We start from the raw sequence: 24,953 nt of genomic DNA, 5'->3' as shown, positions 1-24,953 counted from the left end.
GCCAGCCATGATTCAACAGGAAACCTATCTCAACGTCGCCGACAATAGCGGCGCCAAAAAGCTCCTCTGCATCCGTGTGCTCGGCGGCGGTAACCGTCGCTACGGCAGTGTCGGCGATGTGATCATTGCCACCGTCAAAGATGCCACCCCCAATATGGCAGTGAAAAAATCCGATGTGGTTCGCGCTGTCATTGTGCGCACCCGCAAAACCATCCGCCGTGAAAGTGGCATGAGCATTCGCTTTGATGACAATGCCGCTGTCTTGATCAACCAAGAGGGTAACCCTCGCGGTACCCGTGTCTTTGGTCCTGTGGCTCGTGAACTGCGGGATAAAAACTTTACGAAAATTGTTTCATTGGCACCGGAGGTACTCTAATGGCGGCCAAGAAAGCAAACAAAAAGCCAGTGCGCTATCGCATGCACGTGAAAAAAGGGGACACGGTTCAAGTCATCGCTGGCAGTGACAAAGCCAAAGTCGGTGAAGTCCTCGCCGTTTTCCCCAAGACCAGTCAGGTGATTGTCAAAGGGGTGAACCTAAAAACCAAACACGTCAAGCCCCGCCAAGAGGGCGAATCTGGGCAAATCATCACCAAAGAAGCCCCGATTCACAGTTGTAAGGTGATGCTCTACTCCACCAAGCAAAACGTGGCCAGTCGCATCTGCTACACCTACACCGAAGATGGCCGTAAGGTGCGGATGCTCAAGAAAACTGGCGAAATCATTGATTAGGTCTAACCCGTTTTCCCCTCTCTGACCCAGCCCAGAGAATGCCCCTAGGAGAAGCCCCATGTCCCAACGCCTCAAAGATCACTACAACAAAACCGTTGTGCCGCAGCTCATGCAGCAATTCCAGTACAAAAACATTCACCAAGTCCCCAAGATTGTCAAAGTGACTGTCAACCGCGGTCTGGGTGAAGCGGCGCAAAATGCCAAAGCCCTTGAAGCCACACTGGCAGAAATTGCCACGATTACCGGCCAAAAGCCCGTCGTTACCCGCGCCAAGAAGGCGATCGCTGGCTTCAAAATTCGCAAAGGCATGCCCGTTGGTGTGGCCGTGACGCTGCGATCCGATCGCATGTATGCCTTTTTGGATCGCTTGATTAACTTGGCACTGCCACGGATCCGTGACTTTCGCGGTGTCAACCCCAAAAGCTTTGATGGCCGGGGCAACTACACCCTAGGTTTGCGCGAGCAACTGATTTTCCCCGAAGTCAACTACGACGACATTGATCAAATTCGCGGCATGGATGTCTCAATCATCACCACTGCCAATACTGATGAAGAAGGACGCGCCCTGCTCAAAGCAATGGGCATGCCGTTCCGTGAGAACTAACGCCGGAGGCAGATTTTTAAGGAGCAACTATGGCAGTAAATGACACGATTGGCGATATGCTAACTCGCATCCGCAACGCAAACCTTGCGCGTCATCAAACCACCACCATTCCGGCCACGCGCATGACCCGCAGTATTGCGCAGGTGCTGAAAGCGGAAGGGTTTATTCGCGATTTTGAAGAGCAAGGGGACGGCATCAAACGGCATCTTGTGGTTTCCCTAAAATATCGCGGCAAGCAGCGCCAGCCGATTATTACTGCGCTCAAGCGGGTGAGCAAACCCGGTCTGCGCGTCTATGCCAATTCCCGTGAGTTGCCCCGGGTGCTCGGTGGCATCGGCATTGCCATCATCTCCACCTCTAGCGGCATCATGACTGATCGCGAGGCACGGAAGCAGGGCATTGGCGGCGAAGTACTCTGTTACGTTTGGTAAGCTCGGAGGAAGTCCCACATGTCTCGTATTGGCAAGCGTCCCATCCCCCTGCCAAAGAATGTTACCCTCACCCTAGACGGGCAGCAGGTCACGGTCAAAGGCCCCAAGGGTCAACTGAGTCGGGTTTTGCCGCCCGAGGTGAATGTTGCCCAAGAGGGCGAAAGTATTGTTGTCAAACGCCGCGATGATTCTCGACCTGCTAAAGAACGCCACGGCCTCTGCCGCACGCTACTGGCCAACATGGTGGAAGGCGTCTCCCAAGGGTTTACGAAAAAGCTGGAGATTCAAGGGGTCGGTTACCGCGCCCAACTCCAAGGCAAAACCCTTGTCCTCAGTATGGGCTACAGCCACCCCGTTGAGATTGTGCCACCCGAGGGCATTACCCTAGAAATTGAGGACAACCAAGGTAAAAAAGTGCAGCAGGGCACGATTGTCCTTGTCAGTGGCATTGATAAAGAACTAGTCGGCAACACCTCTGCCCGTATTCGCGCCGTACGTCCCCCTGAACCCTACAAGGGCAAGGGCATTCGCTATATGGGTGAATTTGTGCGTCGTAAAGTTGGTAAGACAGGGAAGAAATAGATGAAACAAACTCGTACTGCGGCTCGCCAAAGTCGGCATCAGCGCATTCGCCGCAAAGTCAAAGGTACCAGCGATCGCCCCCGCCTCGCTGTCTTTCGTTCCCATCAGCATATCTATGCCCAGGTGATTGATGACACCCGGCACCATACCCTTGTGGCCGCTTCCAGTGTTGAGCCAGAACTGCGGCAAAAACTAGGAAAAGGGAGCACCTGTGCCGCCTCTATTGAAGTGGGGCGACTAATTGCAGAGCGTGCCAAAGCCGCTGGCATTGAGCGCGTTGTCTTTGATCGCGGTGGCAATATCTACCATGGTCGTGTCAAGGCCTTGGCGGATGCCGCCCGTGAAGCTGGACTAGACTTTTAGAGGATGACCCGATGGCAAATCGTCGTAAAAACCCCCGCAAAGTTGAAAAAGAAACCGACTGGCAAGAGCGGGTCGTCCAGATCCGCCGCGTCTCCAAAGTAGTCAAAGGCGGTAAGAAACTAAGCTTCCGCGCCATTGTGGTTGTTGGCAATGAGCGTGGCCAAGTGGGTGTGGGCGTCGGTAAAGCTGCCGATGTCATTGGTGCGGTGCGCAAAGGTGTGGCCGATGGCAAAAAGCACCTGATTGATGTCCCGATCACCAAATCCAACTCTATTCCCCACCCCACTTTTGGCGAAGGCGGTGCTGCCCGCGTCATGATTCGCCCCGCTGCACCGGGAACCGGGGTAATTGCTGGTGGTTCTGTGCGCACCGTTCTGGAACTAGCAGGGGTACGCAACGTGCTGGCCAAACAACTAGGCTCCAGTAACCCCCTCAACAATGCCCGCGCCGCCCTCGAAGCCCTTGCAGCCTTGCGCACCTTCCAAGAAGTTGCCGAGGAGCGGGAAATCCCCATTGAAAACCTCTATAGCAAATAGGTAGGAGTTGTCCATGCGGTTTCAAGATCTGCACCCCCAAGCGGGATCGCGACGACGCAAACGGCGGATTGGTCGGGGCATTGCCGCAGGTCAAGGGGCAAGTGGTGGCTTTGGGATGCGCGGGCAAAAATCCCGTTCTGGTCGCCCCACCCGTCCCGGCTTTGAAGGCGGTCAAAACCCCCTCTACCGTCGTCTCCCCAAACTCAAGCACTTTCCCCTCGTCAACCGGAAGGTTTACACTACGATCAACGTGGGTCGTCTCAATACCCTACCCGCCAATAGTGTAGTGACGGTTGAGTCTCTCCTTGAGGCTGGCATTCTCACCACCGCCAAATATCCCCTCAAAGTGCTGGGGGATGGTGAGCTAAACGTCAAGCTAGAGGTTCATGCCGCTGCCTTTAGTGGCAGTGCCCGCAGCAAGATTGAAGCTGCTGGTGGGGTATGTGTGGAGACCTGCGTTGCTGCCGACAGTGAATAGAGGAACCCCAATATGATTGTGAATCGCGGCAAGGCACCCACTGCCCAAGAAACCTTTATGCAGATGGCTCAAGCGGCTGGTCTGCGGGGGCGACTCCTGATCACCATTGGGCTATTGATCTTGGTACGGCTGGGGATTTATCTACCCATTCCGGGGATCGATCGCGCCGTTTTTGCCCAGAGCGTCCAAGATAATGCCGTGATTCGCTTCCTCGACATCTTTTCAGGCGGTGGCCTCTCTGCCCTTGGGATTTTTGCCCTCGGCATCCTGCCCTATATTAACGCCTCCATCATCATGCAATTGCTGACTGCTGCTCTCCCCTCCTTGGAGCGGCTGCAAAAGGATGAGGGAGAAGCCGGCCGCCGCAAAATTTCCCAAATTACTCGCTACGTGGCTGTGGGCTGGGCAGTTCTGCAAAGTTTTGGCATTGCCATTTTTGTGAGTTCCATTCCCGGTGCGGCTTTGCATCCGGGGGCGTGGTTTGTGGCTGAAATTGTCCTTGGCCTGACCGCTGGCTCAATGGTGGTGATGTGGATTTCGGAATTGATTACTGAGCGGGGCGTGGGTAATGGAGCCTCACTCTTGATCTTTTTGAGCATTGTTGCCTACTTGCCTGCCTCAGTGGGTCAGACGATCGCCCTCGCCGAAAGTGGTGGCAATATTGGCGGCATTGTTATTCTGGTGGCCGTCTTTTTGGCCATGATTGTTGGCATTGTCTTTGTGCAAGAGGGTACCCGCCGCATCCCTATTGTTTCGGCACGTCGCCAAGTGGGGCGCAAACTCTACCGCGAGCAAACCAGTTACCTGCCCCTGCGCTTAAACCAAGGGGGGGTGATGCCAATCATTTTCGCCTCAGCAGTACTGATTCTGCCTTCGACCTTAGCGCAGTTTACCCGCAATGAACTCGTGGCGCGATTTGCGAGTTATGTTTCTCCAGCAGGGCCGACGCCGTGGCTATATGTGATTTTCTATTTACTGTTGATTCTCTTCTTTAGCTACTTTTACTCCTCCTTAGTGGTCAACCCTGTGGATATGTCCCAAAACCTGAAAAAAATGGGCGCCAGTATTCCGGGAATCCGACCGGGGAAAGCCACCTCTGATTACCTAGAGCGGGTTCTCAACCGCCTGACATTCCTAGGGGCGATCTTTTTGGGTCTGGTGGCGATTATTCCCACGGCAGTCGAAAGTGCAACCAAAGTAACAACATTTCAAGGGCTGGGGGCGACCTCCCTGTTGATCTTGGTGGGGGTGGCCATTGACACCTCAAAACAGATTCAAACCTATGTGATTTCACAACGTTATGAGGGGATGGTGAAGCAGTAATGCGCTTAATTTTGTTTGGCGGTCCCGGTTCGGGCAAGGGGACACAGGCAGCAATTCTGACCACGCTTTTGGGGATTCCCCATATTTCCACAGGGGATATTCTGCGGGCAGAGCGAGCTGCGGGCACCCCCCTCGGTCAACAGGCTCAAAACTACATGGATCGCGGTGAACTGGTACCGGATCAGGTGATTGTGGATATGGTGGCCAATCGCTTGCAACAGCCAGATACGGCTGCGGGTTGGCTTTTGGACGGTTTTCCCCGCAATGGGGCACAGGCGGCAGTCTTTGAGGAGATGCTCAAAAGCATTCACCAAGACTATGATTACTTGCTCTTCTTAGATGTGCCTGCTGCGATTCTCCAAGAACGCGCCCTCAATCGCGCCAAGCAAGCGGCCAATGGTCAGCAGCGCTCCGATGATACTCCTGAAACCATCCTCAAGCGGGTACAGGTCTATGAGCGGGAAACCCTACCAATGATTCGACAGTACATGAGTCATCCCAAGTTTGTACACATTGATGGAACACGTACGATCGAAGAGGTAACTGCTGCCATTCAAGCACGTATTGGGGAGGTGAACCGTGTCTAAACAGGATGCTATTGAAATTGAAGGGACAGTGACCGAGTCATTGCCCAACGCCATGTTTCGGGTGGATCTGGACAATGGCTTTAATGTCCTTGCCCATATTTCCGGTAAGATTCGCCGCAACTACATCAAAATTTTGCCGGGCGATCGCGTGAAGGTGGAATTGACCCCCTATGACCTGACCAAGGGGCGGATTACCTATCGCCTGCGCAAAAAGTAGTTTGATCTTTGTTGGCCACTCTGCTAAGATATAAAATTTGCGACTACATGAGCAACTGATATGAAAGTAAGAGCATCGGTACGGCGTATTTGTGAAAAATGCCGCGTCATTCGGCGACGTGGTCGGGTCATGGTGATCTGCACCAATCCGAAGCACAAGCAGCGCCAAGGGTAACCCACTGTTGTTGCACACATAGGAACTAGATTCATGGCTCGTATTGCTGGTGTTGATTTACCCCGCGACAAACGCATTGAAATTGCCCTCACCTACATCTATGGCATCGGCTTGACCCGCTCCAAAGAAATTTTGGCAAAAACGGGTGTTAACCCAGATACCCGCACTCGCGATTTGACGGATGCCGATATTGCGGCACTGCGGGCTGCGATTGACGAGTACCAAGTGGAAGGGGATCTGCGCCGTCTCGAGGCCATGAATATCAAGCGGCTCATGGACATTGGCTGCTACCGCGGGCGGCGGCATCGCCTTGGATTGCCGGTTCGTGGTCAGCGTACCCGTACCAATGCTCGCACCCGTCGTGGTGGTCGCCGCACTGTGGCGGGTAAGAAAAAACCCGCTGCTAAGAAATAAATTTTTCCGCTCCTGCTACCTGATTCACGGTTTGGATAGATTATGGCACCCTCTGCAAAACGCTCTGGCCCTCGTAAGCAAAAGCGCAATGTCCCCAGTGGCGTTGCCCACATTCAGTCCACATTTAATAACACGATTGTCTCAATTACCGACCCCAATGGTGAGGTGATTGCTTGGGCCTCCGCTGGCTCCAGTGGTTTCAAAGGTGCCAAAAAAGGCACACCCTTTGCGGCTCAAACTGCTGCTGATAATGCAGCTCGCCGTGCCATTGATCAGGGGATGCGGCAAATTGAGGTCATGGTGAGTGGTCCCGGTTCCGGTCGCGAGACAGCGATTCGGGCGTTGCAAGCCGCAGGTCTAGAAATTACCCTCATTCGGGATGTGACCCCCATTCCCCACAATGGTTGCCGTCCCCCCAAACGGCGGCGGGTTTAGGTTGGTTTGGGTCACTTGGGAGCACAGCTATGGCATATCAAATTGAATGTTTGGAAACACGGGTTGAGGAGGATCAAGGGCAGTACGGCCAATTTGCGCTGCACCCCCTCGCCCCCGGTCAAGGGATTACGGTGGGGAATGCCCTGCGGCGGGTTCTTCTTGCCAACTTACCCGGTAGTGCCGTGACAGCGGTGCGCATTGCCGGTGTGAATCATGAGTTTTCAACAATTCCCGGTGTGCGCGAAGATGTCATGGACATTTTGCTGCAAATGAAGCAGTTGGTGATTCGCAGCCACACCTCAGAACCCCAAATGGGTCGCCTTTTTGCCCAAGCCCCTGAGAATGAGCCATTGACGGTTACTGCTGGCATGGTGCAACTTGGCTCTGAAGTGGAAGTGGTCAACCCCAACCACTATATTGCCACGCTGATGCCGGGGGCAACCTTGGAGATGGAATTCAAGATTGAACAGGATCGCGGCTATCGCTCGGTGGAGCGGGTACGGGACGATCGCCTTGCCTTGGACTATCTGCAATTGGATGCGGTCTTTATGCCCGTGCGGCGGGTGAACTATACCGTTGATTCGGTGCGCAGTGCCGGTACAGAGGGCGATCGCCAACTCCAAGACTATCTAAAGCTGGAAATCTGGACGAATGGCAGCTTGACCCCCCAAGATGCCCTCAATCAGGCGGCAACAATCCTCGTGGATCTCTTTAGCCCCTTGAAGGAAGTGCCCCTGCACACCTCCGAGGCCACCACCACTGACGAGCATGATGAAACGGCACAAATTCCCATTGAGCAACTCAATTTGTCGGTGCGTGCCTACAACTGTCTCAAGCGTGCCCAAGTCAATACGGTCGCTGACCTCCTTGAGTATTCCCAAGAAGAGCTACTGGAGATCAAAAACTTCGGTCAAAAATCTGCTGAGGAAGTGATCGAGGCACTGCAAAAACACTTGGGAATTACGCTACCGCCCCAAAAAGCTGCCCGTAATTAGAGAGATTGAATGAGGTTTGTCTATGCGTCACCAACGTCGGGTTCCCCAGCTAGGACTGCCAGCCGATCAACGAAAAGCACTGCTGCGGGCACTGACCACTGAATTGATTCGCCATGGCCGCATTACCACCACCAAAGCGCGGGCAAAGGCAGTACGCGCAGAGGCGGAGCGGATGATCACCTTGGCAAAGGATGGCTCCTTGGCGGCACGGCGGCGTGCCCTTGGCTATCTCTACGATAAGCAACTGGTGCATGCTCTGTTTGCCCAAGCCCCAGAGCGCTATGGCGATCGCCAGGGGGGCTATACCCGCATTATCCGCAGTGTGCGGCGGCGGGGTGATAATGCCGAATTGGCAGTCATTGAACTGGTGTAGCAGGCAATGATGACGGCGATCGCACCTCCTCAGAGTGGCCAACGCTTGGCACTGCTTATTCAGTACCAGGGCACCCATTTCCACGGCTGGCAACGGCAGGTGGGACAGCGCACGGTACAGGAGGTGATTGAGCAGGCGATCGCCAGTGTTGTCAACCATCCCGTCTCTGTTGTCGCAGCAGGTCGTACCGATACAGGGGTTCATGCTGCTGGTCAAGTGGCTCACGTCACGGTCAACTCGCCCATTCCCGTTCATCGTTGGCCGGGGATTCTCAATGCTCGCTTGCCCGCCGATGTGGTGATTCGTGCGGCGGCGGTGGTGCCCGATCACTGGCATGCCCGTTTCTCCGCGCTGTGGCGTCGCTATCGCTATACCCTCTATACCGATCCCTGCCCCAATATCTTTCTGCGCCCTTGGACATGGCACTACTACTATGCCCCCTTAGATGTGGAAAAAATGGCAGCCGTGCTTCAGCCATTGTTGGGGCGGCATCACCTCAGTGCCTTTCACCGTTCTGGCTCGAATCGTGCCCATTCTTGGGTGGAGGTGCAGGCGGTGAGCTGCCAGCGGCGCGGTGCCCTTGTGGAAATTGAGGTGCAAGCTTCGGGGTTTCTCTACGGCATGATGCGCCTGTTGGTGGGACTCTTGGTACAGGTGGGGCAAGGCCAGCGATCGCCCGCCAGTTTTACGGAAATTTGGCAGCAGGAGCAACGCCACCTCGTCAAGTATGCTGCCCCCCCTGTAGGCCTTTGTCTATTGGGGGTGGGTTATCCTGAATCGCCTTTCCCCCTTGCCCTGTGCACCGAGGCGATGCCCCAGTTTCAGTTAGCCTCCATTACCCCTGAATTGTCCATTGCATAGAATCATGGAGTTTGTGATGACCAGTACCGTAAAGACACCACTGCCCGCCGTGGATGACCTTGCTCCCCAGTGGTATCTCATTGATGCCGCTGATCAACGCTTGGGTCGGCTAGCTGCAGAAATTGCCCGTATTCTCAGGGGCAAAAACAAAGCCATTTACACCCCCCACATGGACACAGGTGACTTTGTGATTGTCATCAATGCCGAGAAAGTCACCGTCACCGGCAGAAAACGCTCCCAAAAACTCTACCGTCGTCACTCGGGACGCCCCGGCGGCATGAAAATTGAAACCTTTGATCAACTGCAAGCCCGCATTCCCGAGCGGATTATTGAGCATGCTGTCAAAGGGATGCTGCCGAAAAATTCCCTTGGCCGTAAACTCTTTACCAAGCTGAAAGTTTATGCTGGGCCAGAGCATCCCCACCAAGCGCAAAAACCCCAGCCTTTGACCATTAACACGATTCCGGGAGCCTAACATGCAGATTGCTGATCAGTCTAAGCGGGTAGTTTATTTGGGAACCGGTCGCCGTAAGTCGGCGGTGGCACGGGTGCGCCTGATCCCTGGTAGCGGTCAACTGTTGATCAATGGCCGCAATGGGGCTGACTACCTGCAAAACAACCCCACCTATCTCAACTTGGTGAAAGCCCCCCTTGAAACCCTTGGCCTTGAAAGTAGCTATGATATTTATGTCAATGCCACGGGGGGTGGTTTGACGGGGCAAGCAGATGCCATTCGTTTAGGGATTGCCCGCGCCCTGTGTCAACTGGACATCGAAAACCGCAAGCCTCTGAAAACGGAAGGCTATCTCACCCGCGATCCCCGTGCCAAGGAGCGGCGTAAATACGGTCTGCGCAAAGCCCGCAAAGCCCCCCAATACTCAAAACGCTAAGATGTTTGTTTTTTACTTCTCGTTTGTGGTGAGACGCCTATGCCAAAACCGAACATTCATCCCCAGTGGTATCCCGAAGCCAAAGTTTATTGTGACGGTGAAGTGGTGATGACCGTGGGTTCCACGAAACCCGAACTACACGTGGATATCTGGTCAGGCAACCATCCCTTCTTCACGGGTACTCAGAAAATCGTTGACGCTGAAGGGCGGGTGGAACGCTTCCGCCGCAAATACAGCGGTGCCAAGCCCCAGCAAACTGCTAAAGGGAAAAAAGCCGCCGCTAAACCTGCACCCAAAACCAACAAAAAGGGCTAATCGCTCTTCATGTCCCCCTTTTTTCAGCCCGCTGAGTGGCTGCCCCATCGCGCCTGTTGGTTAGCTTTCCCCAGTCACGAGGATTTGTGGGGCGATCTCTTACCTCAAGTACGCTCAGAGTTTGCAGCCCTGTGTCGGGCGATCGCTGACCCCGATCCCGTAACAGGTCAGTGCCGCGGGGAGCAACTGAAGATTCTGGTGCTGGACGAGGTGGGAGAAGCCACTGCTCGTTCTTATCTCGGGGATCTGAATCCACAGTTTTATCAGCTCCCCTTTGGTGACATTTGGCTGCGGGATACCGCTCCTGTGGGCTTAATCAATGAGGCAGGGGAGCGCCGACTCCTCTGTTTACCCTTTAATGGTTGGGGCAAGAAGTATCAACTTCCCGGCGATAGTGACTTGGCTGTGCGCCTTGCTCTAGCCATCGGCCTTCCCTATGAGGCGGTGCCGTTATTCTTGGAGGGGGGGGCGATCGAAGTGGATGGCGAAGGAACCTGCCTTACCACCCGCCAGTGTCTCCTCAACCCCAACCGCAATCCCTATTTAGACAGCGAAGAAGTGGAAGCCCGCCTCAAGCCCGCCCTTGGCGTGAGCAAAATCCTCTGGATTGAATCGGGACTGGCCAACGATCACACCGATGGTCACATCGATACGCTGGTGCGTTTTGTGGCTCCGGCAACCGTGGTTTGTATGCTGCCCGACAGCCCTGAGGATCCGAACTACGATGTCCTGCTGACGATTTATGAGCAGTTGCAAACGCTAACGGATGCCAAGGGGCGCTCCCTAGAGGTAATCCCAGTGCCTTCGCCGGGGCGGGTGACGAGTCGAAAGGGGGAGATTTTACCCGCTAGCTATGTCAATTTTTATATCGCCAATACCACTGTTGTCGTCCCCACCTATGGTGTCGAAGCCGATGCCAAAGCGGTTGAGGCGATCGCTAAGCTCTTTCCCAGTCGCAAAACCGTTGGCCTTCCCGCACGGACGATTTTAGAAGGGGGAGGCGCCTTCCATTGCATTACTCAGCAGGAACTATGAGAACACTGACCGTTGCTGCCATTCAAGCTCAACTGACCGATGATGTTGAGACCAATATTCTGCACCTCAGTGATCTAGTGCGGCAGGCGCATCAGCAGGGGGCACAGGTCATTGTCCTGCCAGAGCTATTTGAAGGTCACTATTTTTGTAAGGAAGAGCGGGAGAGTCACTTTCAGCGGGCACACCCCGTGAAAAACCACCCAACAATTGCTCACTTTGAGGCCTTGGCGCGGGAACTGGCGGTGGTGATTCCAGTGTCCTTTTTTGAAAAGGCGGGCACCGTCTATTACAACAGTGTGGCCATGATTGATGCGGGGGGTGTCAACCTCGGTGTCTATCGCAAAAGTCATATTCCCGATGGCCCCGGCTATGAGGAAAAGTTTTACTTCCGCCCCGGCAATACAGGCTTTCGAGTCTGGCGTACCCGCTACGGCAAAATCGGTGTCGGCATCTGCTGGGATCAGTGGTTTCCAGAGGCTGCACGGGTGATGACCCTGATGGGAGCAGAAGTGCTCGTGTATCCCACTGCCATTGGTAGTGAACCCCACGATCCCACACTGGACACCAAAGACCCGTGGCAGCGGGTGATGGTTGGTCATGCAGTGGCAAATGTGATTCCAGTGGTGGCAGCGAACCGTGTGGGTGATGAGGGGGGGCAAGTATTTTATGGCAGTTCATTTATTGCTAATCCAAGGGGAGATCTGGTGGCTGAGGCCGATCGCACCCAAGAAGCAGTGCTTGTCCATAAATTTGATTTAGAGGAAATTGAGCACCTACGGGCGGCCTATGGCTTCTTTCGCGATCGCCGACCCGGCCTCTACAAAGCCCTGTTGACTGCGGATGGTGTTATTTAATTGCCGTGGCTTGGCTGGAGATGAAAGTGTAGGTGCTGATGAGCCTGTAGCCGATGGCAATGATCATGCTCGCTGTCGTGCTCATGGGGATGAGTGTGCCAAAAACCAGCGGGGAGATGCCGCAAGTGCCACGGTTGGGTCAACACCACAAAAGCGATGAAAAGCACCATGCTACTGAGGCCAGTATAGAAAAAATGTTGGGCTGGAAACTGACTGCCGAACCATCCCGTTAGGGGATAGGCCAAGACCCACCAAAGATGACTCCAAGCAAACTGAGCGCCATAAACCCGACCCTGCAATTCCACGGCCACTCTCTCAGCAATTACCGTCTGCATAGGCACATTGACGAGGGTTTTACCGATACCCGCGATCGCCCACAACAGAGCGAGGGTAGGGACATTGGCACCATAGGCAGCCAGCAACGGCAGCACCGTCAGTATCCCCCCTAGACCCATCACCCTCACGGCACTCATCCTGCGACAGGAAGAACCCCAAATCACCGCAGCCAAAGTAGCACCCCCACCAAATGCCGCCATGATTGAGCCGTAGGCCTGACTTCCTGCCTGTAGCGTGCCCTGAACATAGCCGACGGTATTCACCAAAATTTCTGCGCCAGCGATCGCCGCCACCAATTGCAGTAGTAATCCATAGCGAATTGCTGCATCCCACCAAAGGCACTGACTACCAACACTTAGCTCCTCAAGAAATCCGCTACGGGGGGGGACTGATCCTGCTCTAGGTACGATCAAAGCAGTGGGCAGCCAAGCAATCAACACCGCTGCAACCAAAAAGGTCAAAGCATCCAAAAAGAACACTGAACGGGTACTGCATAACGCCGCAACACTACCTGCGAGGGCTGGGCCTAAAACACTCAGGAGTTGGTACGTGGCATTCGAGAGGGCGATCGCCGGTGGGCACTCCTCAGCAGTCGTAATCAAGGGTAATGTGGCCGTGTAGGTTGGGGTAAAAAGGGCGTGAAAGCCACTCAGCAAAGCCACTACGAGATACAGTTGCCAGCCCTCAGTAACAAACGGCAAGAACGACACCAAAACCATCCGCACAAGATGGGTAGTCACCATCAATCCCTTGCGATCCAATCGATCTGCTAAGACACCAGCAATAGGAGCCAATAGCACAAAAATGGTGACCCGCAGCGTTAAGGCAGTTGAGAGCCACAGTCCTGAATTCTCTCCTGCTAACTCAAAAGCAAGGAGTGCTAAGCCGAGCCATGTGAACGCATCCCCAATCAGATTGATCGTTTGCGCCGTATAGAGACCGGCAAAGGCTCGATTCCGTAGGCACTGCAACAGGGGAGGAAGTTGAAAGGTCATGGTGGCCACCTCAGAACCCACACGTTTACTATATCCCCCCTAGGGGGATGTCTGCCAAGGGAAATCACGGATGAACTATGATTGGCGTAGGTTGTTCTTAAATACTTGTGAGTGGTGCGACCACATTTCAGTATCCTGCTCGCGATCGCCAGCGGCCTAGCTCTACCGACAGTTACTTTTGCAAACTGCACCATTAACAGCGTGACTGGCCTAAACTCTGGCGCCTACAGTACTTCTAGTGCCTCTGCTAACGATGCCACTGGTCAATTTATCTTCGTCTGTACGAATGTCCAAAGGGCAATTACGATTCGCCTCAGCACTGGCAATGCCGGTTCTTTTACCCCTCGACAAATGACCTCTGGCGGGGGGCGACTACAACCTTTACGTTAATGCCGCTCGCACCCAAATCTGGGGGGATGGTACCGGTGGGAGCAGTTTGCGTACCTTAGTGCCTGTGAATAATACCCCTACAACCCTTGAAATTTTTGGTCGCATCCCCACGCGGCAGTTTGTGCCTGCGGGCATCTACAGCGATACGATTGTAGTGACACTGGAATACTAAGAAACCGTAAAGCGATTGGTTTCCTCGCGAATTTGTTCAAAGGAAATCTCCTGAGTTGTACCCGCAAAGGGATGATCCGGAGTTAAAAAGAGAAGGCAGTGACACTCCCGCCGTTCGCGCATGGGCACACAGGGGCAATTCCAGTAGGCCGCTTCTACCTCTGCTTCTTTGTCTTCATAGTGGCGGCAGGGACACAGGGGAGAGCCATAGTCGTCCTTATGCTTGGCCAATCCTTCCAGAACAACCGCCGTTGTCCCTAAATCTGAGCAAAAGTAGGTTCCTGTGCGCTTGGCATAGGTTTCCGCAAACTTGCGCATGGCTTCAAGATTTTTGTCGGAGGCCTGTTGCGGTTTATAGGTGCTACTCATGGCAAAATTTGCGACACGAAACTTCTTTCAGTGTAACGGAAGGCAATCCCCCCGTCAGGGTTCAGGGGATTGAAAAATCCAGGGTGCTGGAGTTGAACCAGCCTATGGCGAATTATGAGTTCGCTGCCTCATCCGCTCGGCCAACCCTGGGCAGGTGATTATTATTTTTCAATATACAGCCCTTTTCACAAGGTTCGAACACACCCAAGAGTGGGAAACCTAGACTGGGATAGGATTTGATTCCCTTGTTTGTCCCCTATAATGTCCGCCATCATTCAGAGGTTTTCAAAGGTGTTGCGGTTAGCGCTCTCCCTATGCAGGGGTTACTCGGAGGTTTTGCCATGAAGCCAATTTATTTAGATGGACTGGCGACCACACCCGTTGATCCACAAGTACTAGCCGCAATGTTGCCTTATTTTAGCGATCGCCCCGGCAATGCCAGTAATCGTGCCCATGCCTACGGTTGGGAGGCCGCCGCCGCCATTGATCTTGCCCGTGAAACGATTGCCGCAGCCATCCATGCCCATCCCGAAGAAATCATTTTCACCAGTGGTGCCACTGAAGCAGACAACTTGGCAATCAAGGGGGTGGCTGAAGCCTACTACAGTCGCGGTCGCCATATCATTACCGTGCAGACGGAGCACAATGCGGTGCTTGCTCCCTGTCGCTATTTGGAGTCCCTTGGCTTTCGGGTGACCTATCTAGGGGTGAATGAGAAAGGGTTCATTGATCTAGCTGAGTTAGAGCAAGCCTTTACCCATGAGACCATCTTGGTATCCGTGATGGCTGCCAATAATGAAATTGGGGTGCTCCAACCCTTGGCCGAGATTGGTCGCCGCTGTCGCGATCGCGGGGTACTCTTCCACACCGATGCCGCTCAAGCCTTGGGCAAAATTCCCTTGGATGTTCAGGCGCTTCAGGTGGATCTCATGTCCCTGACTGCCCATAAACTCTACGGACCAAAGGGCATTGGTGCCCTCTATGTGCGGCGCGATCGCCCCCGCGTCCAACTGGCACCTCAACTCCACGGCGGTCATCAAGAACAGGGCTGGCGATCCGGAACCTTGGCCACTCCCCTCATTGTCGGCTTTGGGGTAGCAGTACGACTCGCTCAGGAACGTCAAGCCACGGATATTCCCCATCTGCGGCACCTGAAAGAACGGCTGTGGCAGGGCTTAGCCTCCCTTGGAGACATTTATCTCAATGGTGATTGGCAACAGAGTTTACCCAACTGTCTCAATGTCAGTATTGGTGGGGTTGAGGGCAATGCTCTGCTGCGCGCCATCTATCCCCATGTCGCCCTCTCAACGGGGGCAGCCTGTAGTAGCGACAAACCAACACCGTCTCACGTTCTTCTTGCCTTGGGGCGATCGCCCACCCTTGCTCGTGCTTCGCTGCGATTTGGTTTATTACGTACCACCACAGAGACCGAGATTGATTTAGCGCTTCAGCAGATTCACCACAGCATTCAACAACTACGCCACTAGAGATAGATTTATATTTCTTAATATTTATGATTTCTTGACATAAATTTACAATATTCCCAAATGCCGATAATGTCATGGTTTCCGTGATCTAAATCACATCTAAAAGCGCTTTTACGTGGAATTACGCATGATCCCCAAGTTGCGAAGTTCATAGAATAATAACGTACAGTAAATCAATCCTTAACGAGCAGTTATATCCCCTGTTGATCCCCCACAAAATTTGCCCATGGGTGGAAGTGGACAGCGGGAAATCAATTCACAAGATGCCGACATAAGTAGTTGGGGGAACACAACATGACAAAATTATTGCCCGTTACTGCCTACACAATTCGCCGTCTATTGCGGCAATACCAAGGACAGCTCAAATCCGTCGTGGTGGAAGGGGCTTGCTTAGTGGCTGATCCCGAAGCAGACTTGAATGCGGTGCTCGAGAGCCTTTATTTAGATGAGGAAGAAGTCCGCACCCAAGTGGCTGAAATTGAGAAGCTGATGATGACCCATCAACTGCTGTTGAAAGCAGGGGCAAAAGAGCAAGCAGCAGCCATCGAAGATCAAATCCTCTGGATTTTTGGCCTGAAGCGGATCAAGAATCAAGCCACCCAAGAAGCAGCCCCTGCAATGCCGATTATGATGGCCGTGGGCATTTAAGGCCCCGCAAAAATGGCTTCCTCCACCTCGGCACGGGGACAGGAGTACTTAAAAGAGCGCTGAATCACACTGCCCTCAAGGCGATCGTGATAGACCACCTGTAGCTCCTCAATATCCAAGCAAATCCGAGCTGACCACTGGGGATACTCTAACTCCCAACAGTGGATATCCGTTTCATCCCGCACACAGCCCTTTTGCTGTAGCCATGCTTCAATTTGCGGCAGGGCATGGTTGTAGAGGGGGGTTTGGGGATTAGGCAGAGTGTTCATCCAAGTTCTGAGATGCGACTGACAATTTGCAAGATCCATTCTTGCCCCTGTTGGGACAAACCGACAATTACCGCCAGAACCAAACAGCCGACAAAGGTGACCCCCAAGATAAACAGAGCAAATAGCTCCCCCGGCGAGAGGGGGCGATCGTCGGGTGGCACAGCAGTAGAGCGAACAGACCCCTGAGAGCGAGAAGAGGCACCTATCCCCATCGTGCTTGACTGTTTTGACTGTGCCCGCAGGCGTAATTGCAAGTCATACCACTGCCGCTGCTCTGGATTGGTCAGCACTGCATAGGCCTCATTGAGGCGATGAAACTCCTCGCGGGCGATCGCCACCGGCAACGTCGTCGTATCCGGATGGTAGAGCTTACTTTTCTCTCGATAGGCACGGCGAATCTCCGTCAACGAGGCCGTGGGTGCCACCTCGAGAATGTCGTAGTGGGTTCGCGACGGGGACAGATGTGCCATGGCAAGGCTTACTTGACCAGATCGAAGATCTTGAACATGGGCAGGTACATCGCCACCAGAATTGACCCTACCATACCCCCTAGCACCGCAATCATCAAGGGTTCCATCACACTGGTCAGGGACTTCACCGCCTGTTCCACTTCATCTTCATAGAAGTCGGCCACCTTCATCAGCATCTTATCCAGTTCCCCTGTCTCTTCGCCCACGTTAATCATCTGGGTCGCCAGCACTGGAAAGACCCGTTCCTGTTGTAGGGCAAGACTGAGCATCCCCCCTGTCTGGACTTCCTTCGCGGCACGATCAATGGCATTGGAAATCACTTGGTTACCCGCTGTGGCACTGACAATTTCAAGGGAGCGCAAAATCGGTACCCCTGAACGGGACAGCGAACCAAACGTGCGGCAGAACCGCGCCACCGCTGTTTTTTCCACCAAATCACCAAAGAGGGGTAGCTTCAACAGCAAGCCATCAATCATCAGCCGGCCAGCCGGGGTCTTGTAATAAAAGCGAATCCCCAATACCAAGCCCACCACACAGATAATCAACAATGCCATATACTGCGGCGTGCGCAGGAATTCACTAAGCGCCACCATCATGGCGGTAAAGGGGGGCAATTCCCCCCCCAACTGTTTGAAAATGCCCTCAAACACAGGGATCAGGAAAATCACCATCCCCAAGAAAATCCCCACCGCCAACAGACCCACCACCACGGGATAAGTCAGAGCGGACTTGATTTGGTTATTGAGGCGGGCTTGATCCTCCAGCAACTTCGAGAGACGGTTGAGCACCTCATCGAGCACCCCCCCCGTTTCCCCCGCTTGGATCATGGCTACAAACAGATTATCAAAGGCCTCTGGATGGGGTCGCATGGCATCAGCTAGGGTACTTCCCTGCTGAATATCATTGTTGACGGCCATGAGGATCTTTTTCAGTTTGGGATTGGTGCATTGATCTGCCAAAACACCGATTCCGCGCACCAAGGCCACACCGGCATTCACCAGTGCCGCAAACTGCCGCGCAAAGATCGCCCGATCCTTCACCGTAATTTTGGAGAGGAAGCTGAGGTCGAGGTCGGACTTGAGGGTGAGTTTTTTGGCCTCCTTGACCTCTAGAACCTGTACCCCTTCCAATTGCAAGGCCATGCGTGCTTCCCGTGGTGTCGAAGCTTCCTCGCGAACGGTCCTGTATTTGCCTTGGGCATCCCGGATCCGCACTTCATAGGTTGCCATGACTCAATACCCCTTCTCTTGATCAATAATTGCTAACTAGCGTGCTGCTGCCGCAGGTGTACCCGTACCAATCAGACGTTGCAGCTCGTCCTGACGCGAGGACTTGGCCATTGCTGCTTCATAGGTGATGATGCCCGCACGATAATAATCGGCCAAGACTTTTTCGAGGGTCTGCATCCCCAGCTTGCCGCCCGTTTGAATTGCCGAATAAATCTGCGAGGTCTTGCCTTCGCGAATCAGGTTGGAGATAGCAGGGGTCACTACCATAATCTCTTGCGCCATAATCCGCCCAAATTCACCGGGCTTGGGATTTTTCTTAGGAACCAGCGTTTGGCTAAAGACCGCCACTAACGAGTTCGACAACTGGACGCGAATTTGCTGCTGCTGCTCTGGCGGGAACACATCCACCATACGGTCAACGGTTTGGGCAGCTGAACTGGTGTGCAAGGTACCAAAGACCAAGTGCCCTGTTTCCGCTGCTGAGATGGCAAGCTGAATTGTTTCCAAGTCACGCATCTCACCCACAAGGATAATATCGGGGTCTTCCCGCAGCGCTGCCCGCAGAGCATTGGCAAAGCTCTTGGTATCTTCCCCCACCTGCCGTTGGTGGATCAGGCTCTTGATGGGTTCATAGACAAACTCAATGGGGTCTTCAATCGTCAGGATATGTTCAGCGCGGGTTTTGTTGATCAAGTCAATCATCGCCGCCAAGGTTGTGGTTTTCCCTGATCCTGTCGGCCCAGTCACCAGAATCAAGCCCCGTGGCCGCTCACTCATTTCGCGGACAATGTTGGGCAATCCCAACTGCTCAAACGTGGGAATTTTGGAACTGAGTGCTCGCAAGCAAGCAGCATAGGTTCCCCGGTCTTTATACACATTGACGCGGAACCGGGCTAGGCCACGTACACCATAGGAGCAGTCCAACTCCCAGTTTTGCTCTAGGTGCTTGCGTTGGGTATTGTTGAGCATGCTGAAGATCAGGCGCTGGCATTGCTCTGGGGTGAGGGGTTCGTAGTCTGTCGGGGTTAATTTGCCGCTAATGCGAATGTAGGGGGGTAAGCCAGCGGAGATATGCAAATCGGAGCCACCATTGGCCACCACTTGCTCCATTAGGTCTTCAATCATTAGCTCCATAGGGTGTTCCTCGTCTAAGCAGTTTGGTCAACAACACGAAAGTTCATCACTGACATTAATAATCTTGTTAATCCACAAAGCGGGGTGTCATGCAATAGGGGCATTCTAACCATTCGGGCTGCGCCTCGGCACCGCAGGTACGGCAGGTTAAAGAACTCTTACGTTTGGCCTTGAGTTCTGATTCGAGACCCGTGTCCGTAAAGGTGACGCGCTCGACTTCCTCGAGGGTGGTGACCCCTTCTTTGACAAGGTTCAGGCTATAGGCCAACAGGGTTTTCATGCCCTCTTCAACCGCCGCTTCCTTGATCCGCTCCGTGGGGGCACCCTCAGTAATCAGGCTTTGCAGGCGCTCCGTCACCCGCATAATTTCGTAGACCCCGACCCGTCCTTTGTAGCCAACACCACCACACTTGCTACAAATCGGCTGGCCACTGGCTTTGGCTGCTTGAATCTGCTCGGGTGTGAGTTTATTGGCTTTGTAGAGGGTGAGGTTGACATCCTTGGAGGCAGACAAGCCAAAGCGTGCCAGTTCCTCACGGGTGGGCGTATAGGGAATGCGACACTCACTGCATACCCGCCGCATAAGTCGCTGGGCAACGACCCCAATTAAGGAAGCGGAGACCATGAAGGGTTCCACCCCCATTTCCGAGAGACGGGCAACGGCACTGGCGGCATCGTTGGTGTGCAGGGTGGTTAACACCAAGTGACCTGTCAAGGCAGCTTCAATAGCGGTTTTTGCTGTTTCCTTGTCGCGGGTTTCCCCCACCAGAATCACATCGGGGTCTTGGCGGAGAAAGGCACGCAGAATGGAGGCAAAGTCCATGCCTTTTTCGCGAATAACCTGTACCTGCGTTAGGCCGGGGAGCGTGTATTCAATCGGGTCTTCCGCTGTACTGATGTTGACACCGGGACTATTACATTCAGCCAGCGCTGAGTAAAGCGTGGTGGTTTTCCCTGAACCAGTGGGACCTGTAACGAGGATGAGGCCAAAGGGGCGCTTGGTCATCTCCCGCACAATAGCAAGGCTCTCAGGGTCAGTAATCAGCTTGTCGAGACCGAGTTGGGTGGCGGAGTTATCGAGAATTCGCAGTACGACTTTTTCGCCCCAGCGGCTGGGGAGGGTATTCACTCGGAAGTCCACCCGTCGCCCTTGGAACATTTTGCGGATACGACCATCTTGGGGGGCACGCCGCTCGGCAATATCAAGGTCAGCCAAGATTTTGAAGCGGGAAACGACGGCTGGCACGATTTTCTTCGGCAGTGGATCAAAGGCTTGGTGGAGCACCCCATCTTTGCGGAAACGAATCCGCAGGTATTCCTCTTGAGGTTCGATGTGAATGTCGGAAACGCCTTCGGTGAGGGCTTTGGCCAAAATTTTGTTGACAAGGGCAATAATCGGAGCATCTTCTGCGCCTTTCAGCGCCTCGGCAAGGTCAACCTCCTGCTCCCCTTCCAGCTCTTCGAGGCCGCCCATGGCTTCGATGTCTTCTTCGATGTTGATGTCACCGATCGCGGCCGGGGCGTTTTTGCCAGCAGTGGTTTCAGCTACCTGTTTATTGAGAATCGGGTCAATGAGGCGTTGGTAATCCTCTAGGGTGATCACCATTCGTTTGAGGGTGAGGTTGTGGGCGCGGAGTAAGCGGGTGAGGTTGTCAATGGCTTGGAGGTTATCTGGATCCACCATCGCCACGAGCAGATAGGGGGGATCAGCGTCGAGGTGCTTGGCAATGGGGATGACTTGGTAGGTACGGCAGGTATCAATTGGTACAATCGTGTTGATTAGTTCCTCGATTTGCTCGGTGGGGAAACGATTGAGTTCGGGATCGAGGCAATCAACGCCGTAGATCACTTTGAGTTCAAAAAGCTGTTGCTTGTGGTACTGGCGCAACACATCGGGGGGCATGGTGCTGCCGGTAATCTCCTGCAACACGGTTACGAGGGACTTGCCCGTTTTGCGGGCGGTGTTCATGGCTTCTCGCACCTGATCGATACTGGCGTAACCGGAGGCAACAATGGCTCGTTCTGTGGGGCTAGCGGCTCTGCCGCGCACGGTAAGTGCTTTCCGAGAAGAAGATGACGATGTGTTGACCATAGGGCGCGTTCGGGTCTGGATGGCTTGCCTACTATAGTAGCAACAACCTTCCCAGAGATTTCATGGGTATTTTCACGGTTTATGTTTATTGACATTTTTGTTGACAATTCTTGTTATAGACGCTTTGTAACCGCGATCGCCCTCTTTTGCATAGGCTGAAAATTATTTACAATCCTGCGGCACATTAGAAACTATTAGTTATCTGTTCTCCCTGTTAGCGCGTCCTCTCGATTCCGCCATCATCCTGTGGAGGTTTGCTCTATGCGTGTCAAAGACTTGATTTTGCCTGTGCTGGTGGTTGGTTTGGTCTTTGTTGGTTTTGGCGATCGCTTTTTGCCGGCACCTCTGAGTACGGCCAGTGCCAGTACCCGCGAGCAACTGAATGGCTTTCTTAAGGGTATGTTTACGGGGTTTTCTGTCTATAACCGCTACCATAAGACGGAGGAGATGATTCGCCAAGCCGAAGGGAAGTAAATGCGCCGCTTTTTGCTCTTTTTACTCTGGATGATCAGCAGCGGGGCGATCGCCCTCTTTTCGGTACAGAATGCGAAAGCGGTGTCCCTAAAATTTTTATTTTGGCAATCCATTGAGATGCCCCTTGGCTTGCTCTTGATCTTTGTGGCTGCGATCGCTCTGTGGGTGCCCTATTTAGCTCGTCCACTGCGGCGATGAAGGGGCCACACGCGCTGCTCATTGTACTTGTGATTGTTTTGTGCTTGATGAGGCAACCAAGAATTGCGGCCATTCCAGCCTCACCCCTCACCCTAGAAGTCAATCCAGCCAATCCACAAGCCAGCGATGCCGTAACCCCTTTCCGTACGATTGCTGCTGCTTTGGCTTGGGCACAGGCGCACGATCGCCCCACCGACATTTACATTCATGGCGGCATTTATCGGGAGGCATTGGGAACGATTCATCAGCGGCAGACGCCCCTGCGACTGGTGGCTCAGGCGGGCGAACGCGTGATTTTGCGAGGGAGCCAACGATGGTCAGATTGGCAAGAAGTCTCCAGCACGCCTAGGTTCACCATTTACCGTCACCCTTGGACATTGTCTTGGGGCTTTTCGGGTAACCCGTGGACAAACTATGGCATTGAGTTACCCCTCGTGGCACAGCGGGGCGAACTGGTGTGGTGGCGGGATACTCCCCTGCGGCAGCGACTCTCATTTAGGGAATTGCAGGGGAATGATTTCTACGTGGATGATGCAGAGCAGCAACTATATGTGGCATTGCCTGCGGGTATCTCACCCAGTGAATTAGAAGTGGCTGTTCACCGTGAGGCTCTGCGCATTTTAGACAGTGGTTTTATCAGTTTGGTGGGGCTACGCTTTGAGCACTATGGTGGCACATTTACCCAAGCAGTGCGCATTGAACGCAGCCATGACATTGAGGTTAAAGACTGTACTTTTTGGGGCAATAATTGGGGCGGCCTCGAAAGTCACCAGAGCGATCGCCTGCGGGTGGAACGAACACAGTTTCTGCAAAATGGCTGGCGGGGCATGGCGGGGGTTCATTTGCGGGACTTCACAGTGCAGCAGGTGCTGGTTCAAGGGAATAATTGGCGGGGAGCTTGGGCAGGCTTTTACGATTGGGATGCGGGGGATAAGTACTTTCATCTGCGCCGTGCTGTCTTCGATCGCTACCGCGCTATTGAGAATCAAGCGGCCGGTCTGTGGCTTGATACTGATAATCAAAACGTTGAGATTCGGCGATCGCAATTTCTCGGCAATGCCGTTGTCGGTCTTTTCCTCGAGGCGAGCACAGGTCCAGTGACCATTGAAGATTCCTTAATTGCCTATAACTACAGCATTGCCCCGAACTATCTACAAACCCCCGGCATTTTTGGCTGGGCGGCTGCCCATGTTACCCTGCGCCACAACTGGATTTGGGAAAACCAAGGGGCACAAATTGGCGTCCGCGATCCTTCGCCTCGAACCGTCACCCTACCCGAAACGGGTGAGGAAGTCACGATGACCTCTCAAGATTGGTACCTAGAGGGGAATTGGATTGGTAGCCGCCAAGAGCAACTCCTGACCACCCTCAAGGGGGAACCCTTCTTGCAAACGCTGAAATTGCAGGATAACCACTGGTGGAGTGAAGCGGCCTATCCCTTTCGCCTAGAGGGGGAAAATCTCACTTGGTCGCAGTGGCAGGAGCAATACGGCAATGCCAGCGATCGCTGGATCAGCCCCTAGAGGCGATCGCGTAACTGATTGACCATCGCTTGAGCCGAGGCCTCATCGACAAACATCCCCAGTTGAATCTTGGTTTGGTCGCCATTGCCCACCAAAAAGGCATCCGGCACCACAGCTTGGACTTTTTCTAAGTCCGCAGGTTCCTTGTAGGGAGCCAGCACATAGTAGCGACCATTGGGCATTTTTTCCACAAAAAGCTGCGTCGTATGTTCAGGTTCAGCCGGGGTTGGGCTGGCCGTAGGGGTGGGTGATGCACTGGTTGATGGACTCGCCGCAGGTTCTAATTGGGCAAGGGTGCTGCGATTGACATCGGGAAATTCCCGCGCAGTCATATCAGGGCCGACGGGGGGCGTGGGTGATGCTGCTGTTGGCGTTGCAGGTGATTCAGTGGCAACGGGGGCAGGTCGGCGGTTGAACCACCACAGGGCTGCACCACTAAAGCCGGCAAGAATGCCAACCACAATTAACCAGCGTTGCACCAGATGTTGACTATTGCTCTCCCGCCGCTGGAACCAAGGCCGCTGTTGGTTTTTTCGGGCCTGCTTGAGTAGTTCACGGGTAGAGGCAAAGGGACGCTTTGTTGGGTTTGGTGTTTGGGGAGCAGGGGGATCACTGGGATAGGAGGGGGGCAAGAGTTCTGCTAAATCTGTGGGATCAAACTCGAAAAATGGATCGGCGAGTCCCCCGTTGGTGCGTTCATCGGTGGCTGCTGCTGTCTCAGGGGTGAGGGCTAAAGAACTGGCAACGGGAGGAACGGTTTGGGAAGCTGTTTCTGCGGCAGCAGGGGTGACACTCGGTTCTGGGGAAGTTGCAGACTCGGGAACCGGCGGCGCTTCAAAGGGGGAATGGGCTTGTACCATGCGATGGCAGCGATATTGAGTGAGTTCTGCCTCTAAACTAAGGTTGAGGGAAGCCAAAGCCGCTTGCAAACGTTGGCGATCGACGGTGGCAGAGGTCATAGCAATCGCTCCG

37 protein-coding genes and 1 tRNA gene are annotated in these 24,953 nt (G+C 53.9%); 29 read left to right on the top strand and 9 right to left on the bottom strand.

The genetic code is table 11. The features are described from left to right. Positions 1-7 precede the first annotated feature (7 nt). Genes rplN through aguB form a run of 22 tightly spaced genes read left to right on the top strand, consistent with a single transcriptional unit; the run spans position 8 to position 12,196 of the window. Positions 8-376 carry a 50S ribosomal protein L14 gene (gene rplN, locus QYC28_RS02570; protein WP_149817900.1) on the top strand — a complete coding sequence of 123 codons (369 nt, stop codon included), beginning with the start codon at positions 8-10 and terminating at the stop codon, positions 374-376. Beyond that, positions 376-729 carry a 50S ribosomal protein L24 gene (gene rplX, locus QYC28_RS02565; RefSeq protein WP_226971991.1) on the top strand — a complete coding sequence of 118 codons (354 nt, stop codon included), beginning with the start codon at positions 376-378 and terminating at the stop codon, positions 727-729. Before rplN ends, rplX begins: the two co-directional genes overlap by 1 nt. A gap of 58 nt (positions 730-787) precedes the next feature. Continuing rightward, a complete protein-coding gene (gene rplE, locus QYC28_RS02560) occupies positions 788-1,333 on the top strand; it encodes a 50S ribosomal protein L5 (protein WP_024125571.1) in 546 nt (181 codons plus the stop codon). A 29-nt stretch (positions 1,334-1,362) separates the two neighbouring features. After that, positions 1,363-1,764 (top strand): 30S ribosomal protein S8, encoded by a 402-nt coding sequence (rpsH, locus tag QYC28_RS02555; RefSeq protein WP_149817898.1) that lies wholly within the window; start codon positions 1,363-1,365, stop codon positions 1,762-1,764. An 18-nt stretch (positions 1,765-1,782) separates the two neighbouring features. Further along, positions 1,783-2,346 (top strand): 50S ribosomal protein L6, encoded by a 564-nt coding sequence (rplF, locus tag QYC28_RS02550; RefSeq protein ID WP_149817896.1) that lies wholly within the window; start codon positions 1,783-1,785, stop codon positions 2,344-2,346. After that, positions 2,347-2,709, top strand: a complete 363-nt coding sequence (gene rplR / locus QYC28_RS02545; protein ID WP_149817894.1) for a 50S ribosomal protein L18 — start codon at positions 2,347-2,349, stop codon at positions 2,707-2,709. It begins immediately after the preceding gene. Positions 2,710-2,720: 11 nt separating this feature from the next. After that, complete coding sequence (gene rpsE, locus QYC28_RS02540) at positions 2,721-3,245, top strand: 30S ribosomal protein S5 (protein ID WP_011055952.1); 525 nt, start codon at positions 2,721-2,723, stop codon at positions 3,243-3,245. 13 nt (positions 3,246-3,258) lie between these two features. Next, positions 3,259-3,723 (top strand): 50S ribosomal protein L15, encoded by a 465-nt coding sequence (rplO, locus tag QYC28_RS02535; protein WP_149817892.1) that lies wholly within the window; start codon positions 3,259-3,261, stop codon positions 3,721-3,723. A 12-nt stretch (positions 3,724-3,735) separates the two neighbouring features. Further along, positions 3,736-5,046 carry a preprotein translocase subunit SecY gene (gene secY / locus QYC28_RS02530; protein ID WP_149817890.1) on the top strand — a complete coding sequence of 437 codons (1,311 nt, stop codon included), beginning with the start codon at positions 3,736-3,738 and terminating at the stop codon, positions 5,044-5,046. Further along, positions 5,046-5,633 (top strand): adenylate kinase, encoded by a 588-nt coding sequence (locus tag QYC28_RS02525; protein ID WP_149817886.1) that lies wholly within the window; start codon positions 5,046-5,048, stop codon positions 5,631-5,633. The genes secY and QYC28_RS02525 overlap by 1 nt, the downstream gene beginning before the upstream one ends. Further along, positions 5,626-5,850 (top strand): translation initiation factor IF-1, encoded by a 225-nt coding sequence (gene infA, locus QYC28_RS02520; RefSeq protein WP_011055956.1) that lies wholly within the window; start codon positions 5,626-5,628, stop codon positions 5,848-5,850. The genes QYC28_RS02525 and infA overlap by 8 nt, the downstream gene beginning before the upstream one ends. A 60-nt stretch (positions 5,851-5,910) precedes the next feature. Beyond that, the gene (gene rpmJ, locus QYC28_RS02515) at positions 5,911-6,024 is read left to right on the top strand and encodes a 50S ribosomal protein L36 (RefSeq protein WP_011055957.1); all 114 of its coding nucleotides are present in this window, start codon (positions 5,911-5,913) and stop codon (positions 6,022-6,024) included. Positions 6,025-6,057: 33 nt separating this feature from the next. Next, positions 6,058-6,438, top strand: a complete 381-nt coding sequence (rpsM, locus tag QYC28_RS02510) for a 30S ribosomal protein S13 (protein WP_024125578.1) — start codon at positions 6,058-6,060, stop codon at positions 6,436-6,438. A gap of 42 nt (positions 6,439-6,480) precedes the next feature. Beyond that, positions 6,481-6,873, top strand: coding sequence for a 30S ribosomal protein S11 (gene rpsK, locus QYC28_RS02505; RefSeq protein WP_011055959.1), 393 nt, complete (start codon positions 6,481-6,483; stop codon positions 6,871-6,873). Between the two features lie 29 nt (positions 6,874-6,902). Continuing rightward, the gene (locus tag QYC28_RS02500; RefSeq protein WP_286649836.1) at positions 6,903-7,868 is read left to right on the top strand and encodes a DNA-directed RNA polymerase subunit alpha; all 966 of its coding nucleotides are present in this window, start codon (positions 6,903-6,905) and stop codon (positions 7,866-7,868) included. 22 nt (positions 7,869-7,890) lie between these two features. Next, entirely contained in the window at positions 7,891-8,241 is a 351-nt protein-coding gene (rplQ, locus tag QYC28_RS02495; RefSeq protein WP_149817882.1) for a 50S ribosomal protein L17, read from the top strand. 6 nt (positions 8,242-8,247) lie between these two features. Beyond that, complete coding sequence (gene truA, locus QYC28_RS02490) at positions 8,248-9,102, top strand: tRNA pseudouridine(38-40) synthase TruA (protein ID WP_149817880.1); 855 nt, start codon at positions 8,248-8,250, stop codon at positions 9,100-9,102. A 16-nt stretch (positions 9,103-9,118) separates the two neighbouring features. Next, positions 9,119-9,577 carry a 50S ribosomal protein L13 gene (gene rplM, locus QYC28_RS02485; protein ID WP_302679787.1) on the top strand — a complete coding sequence of 153 codons (459 nt, stop codon included), beginning with the start codon at positions 9,119-9,121 and terminating at the stop codon, positions 9,575-9,577. 1 nt (position 9,578) lies between these two features. Next, complete coding sequence (gene rpsI, locus QYC28_RS02480; RefSeq protein ID WP_149817876.1) at positions 9,579-9,992, top strand: 30S ribosomal protein S9; 414 nt, start codon at positions 9,579-9,581, stop codon at positions 9,990-9,992. Positions 9,993-10,031: 39 nt separating this feature from the next. Beyond that, entirely contained in the window at positions 10,032-10,307 is a 276-nt protein-coding gene (gene rpmE, locus QYC28_RS02475) for a 50S ribosomal protein L31 (RefSeq protein WP_149817874.1), read from the top strand. Positions 10,308-10,316: 9 nt separating this feature from the next. Continuing rightward, positions 10,317-11,342, top strand: coding sequence for an agmatine deiminase family protein (locus tag QYC28_RS02470; RefSeq protein WP_149817872.1), 1,026 nt, complete (start codon positions 10,317-10,319; stop codon positions 11,340-11,342). Next, positions 11,339-12,196 carry an N-carbamoylputrescine amidase gene (aguB, locus tag QYC28_RS02465; RefSeq protein ID WP_302679786.1) on the top strand — a complete coding sequence of 286 codons (858 nt, stop codon included), beginning with the start codon at positions 11,339-11,341 and terminating at the stop codon, positions 12,194-12,196. Before QYC28_RS02470 ends, aguB begins: the two co-directional genes overlap by 4 nt. On the opposite strand, the gene QYC28_RS02460 is transcribed toward aguB, so the two are convergent. Then, positions 12,193-13,527: an MFS transporter gene (locus QYC28_RS02460; RefSeq protein WP_302679785.1), complete on the bottom strand. Its 1,335-nt coding sequence runs from the start codon at positions 13,525-13,527 to the stop codon at positions 12,193-12,195. The two genes, aguB and QYC28_RS02460, sit on opposite strands and share 4 nt — an antisense overlap. A gap of 111 nt (positions 13,528-13,638) precedes the next feature. Between QYC28_RS02460 and QYC28_RS02455 the strand changes: the two genes are divergently transcribed. After that, the gene (locus tag QYC28_RS02455) at positions 13,639-13,917 is read left to right on the top strand and encodes a spore coat protein U domain-containing protein (protein WP_302679784.1); all 279 of its coding nucleotides are present in this window, start codon (positions 13,639-13,641) and stop codon (positions 13,915-13,917) included. Beyond that, positions 13,886-14,089, top strand: a complete 204-nt coding sequence (locus QYC28_RS02450; protein ID WP_310829019.1) for a spore coat protein U domain-containing protein — start codon at positions 13,886-13,888, stop codon at positions 14,087-14,089. Before QYC28_RS02455 ends, QYC28_RS02450 begins: the two co-directional genes overlap by 32 nt. On the opposite strand, the gene QYC28_RS02445 is transcribed toward QYC28_RS02450, so the two are convergent. Together QYC28_RS02445 and QYC28_RS02440 are read right to left on the bottom strand one after the other, a co-directional pair. Further along, positions 14,086-14,457, bottom strand: coding sequence for a ferredoxin-thioredoxin reductase catalytic domain-containing protein (locus QYC28_RS02445; RefSeq protein WP_149817861.1), 372 nt, complete (start codon positions 14,455-14,457; stop codon positions 14,086-14,088). The two genes, QYC28_RS02450 and QYC28_RS02445, sit on opposite strands and share 4 nt — an antisense overlap. A gap of 77 nt (positions 14,458-14,534) precedes the next feature. Beyond that, positions 14,535-14,607 (bottom strand) — tRNA-Ile (locus QYC28_RS02440). Positions 14,608-14,798: 191 nt separating this feature from the next. Here QYC28_RS02440 and QYC28_RS02435 point away from each other — a divergent pair. Together QYC28_RS02435 and QYC28_RS02430 are read left to right on the top strand one after the other, a co-directional pair. After that, a complete protein-coding gene (locus tag QYC28_RS02435; protein ID WP_302679783.1) occupies positions 14,799-15,944 on the top strand; it encodes a cysteine desulfurase family protein in 1,146 nt (381 codons plus the stop codon). A 294-nt stretch (positions 15,945-16,238) separates the two neighbouring features. Continuing rightward, on the top strand, positions 16,239-16,592 hold the full coding sequence (locus QYC28_RS02430; protein WP_149817857.1) for a hypothetical protein: 354 nt from the start codon (positions 16,239-16,241) through the stop codon (positions 16,590-16,592). Here the strand turns inward: QYC28_RS02430 and QYC28_RS02425 are convergent. The 5 genes from QYC28_RS02425 to QYC28_RS02405 form a co-directional block, all read right to left on the bottom strand. Continuing rightward, the gene (locus QYC28_RS02425; RefSeq protein ID WP_149817855.1) at positions 16,589-16,861 is read right to left on the bottom strand and encodes a DUF3143 domain-containing protein; all 273 of its coding nucleotides are present in this window, start codon (positions 16,859-16,861) and stop codon (positions 16,589-16,591) included. The genes QYC28_RS02430 and QYC28_RS02425 overlap by 4 nt on opposite strands. Further along, positions 16,858-17,331: a J domain-containing protein gene (locus QYC28_RS02420; protein WP_302679782.1), complete on the bottom strand. Its 474-nt coding sequence runs from the start codon at positions 17,329-17,331 to the stop codon at positions 16,858-16,860. Before QYC28_RS02420 ends, QYC28_RS02425 begins: the two co-directional genes overlap by 4 nt. A gap of 8 nt (positions 17,332-17,339) precedes the next feature. Next, entirely contained in the window at positions 17,340-18,560 is a 1,221-nt protein-coding gene (locus tag QYC28_RS02415) for a type II secretion system F family protein (protein WP_286626454.1), read from the bottom strand. A 36-nt stretch (positions 18,561-18,596) separates the two neighbouring features. Further along, on the bottom strand, positions 18,597-19,694 hold the full coding sequence (locus tag QYC28_RS02410) for a type IV pilus twitching motility protein PilT (RefSeq protein ID WP_149817851.1): 1,098 nt from the start codon (positions 19,692-19,694) through the stop codon (positions 18,597-18,599). A gap of 67 nt (positions 19,695-19,761) precedes the next feature. Continuing rightward, positions 19,762-21,786: a GspE/PulE family protein gene (locus tag QYC28_RS02405; RefSeq protein WP_149817849.1), complete on the bottom strand. Its 2,025-nt coding sequence runs from the start codon at positions 21,784-21,786 to the stop codon at positions 19,762-19,764. 261 nt (positions 21,787-22,047) lie between these two features. On the opposite strand from QYC28_RS02405, the gene QYC28_RS02400 reads away from it, so the two are divergent. The 3 genes from QYC28_RS02400 to QYC28_RS02390 are packed head-to-tail and all read left to right on the top strand — an operon-like array spanning position 22,048 to position 23,981. Further along, positions 22,048-22,260: a hypothetical protein gene (locus tag QYC28_RS02400; protein ID WP_286626452.1), complete on the top strand. Its 213-nt coding sequence runs from the start codon at positions 22,048-22,050 to the stop codon at positions 22,258-22,260. Further along, a complete protein-coding gene (locus QYC28_RS02395; protein ID WP_024125597.1) occupies positions 22,261-22,458 on the top strand; it encodes a lipopolysaccharide assembly protein LapA domain-containing protein in 198 nt (65 codons plus the stop codon). Between the two features lie 47 nt (positions 22,459-22,505). Continuing rightward, positions 22,506-23,981, top strand: a complete 1,476-nt coding sequence (locus QYC28_RS02390; RefSeq protein ID WP_302679781.1) for a right-handed parallel beta-helix repeat-containing protein — start codon at positions 22,506-22,508, stop codon at positions 23,979-23,981. On the opposite strand, the gene QYC28_RS02385 is transcribed toward QYC28_RS02390, so the two are convergent. After that, positions 23,978-24,940: a hypothetical protein gene (locus tag QYC28_RS02385; RefSeq protein WP_302679780.1), complete on the bottom strand. Its 963-nt coding sequence runs from the start codon at positions 24,938-24,940 to the stop codon at positions 23,978-23,980. The genes QYC28_RS02390 and QYC28_RS02385 overlap by 4 nt on opposite strands. Positions 24,941-24,953 lie beyond the last annotated feature (13 nt).

The organism is Thermosynechococcus sp. HY596, assembly GCF_030518715.1.
In the GTDB taxonomy this organism is placed as follows: domain Bacteria; phylum Cyanobacteriota; class Cyanobacteriia; order Thermosynechococcales; family Thermosynechococcaceae; genus Thermosynechococcus.
The sequence above is the reverse complement of the archived record's forward strand: the minus strand, read 5'-3'. Positions and strand labels throughout refer to the sequence as shown.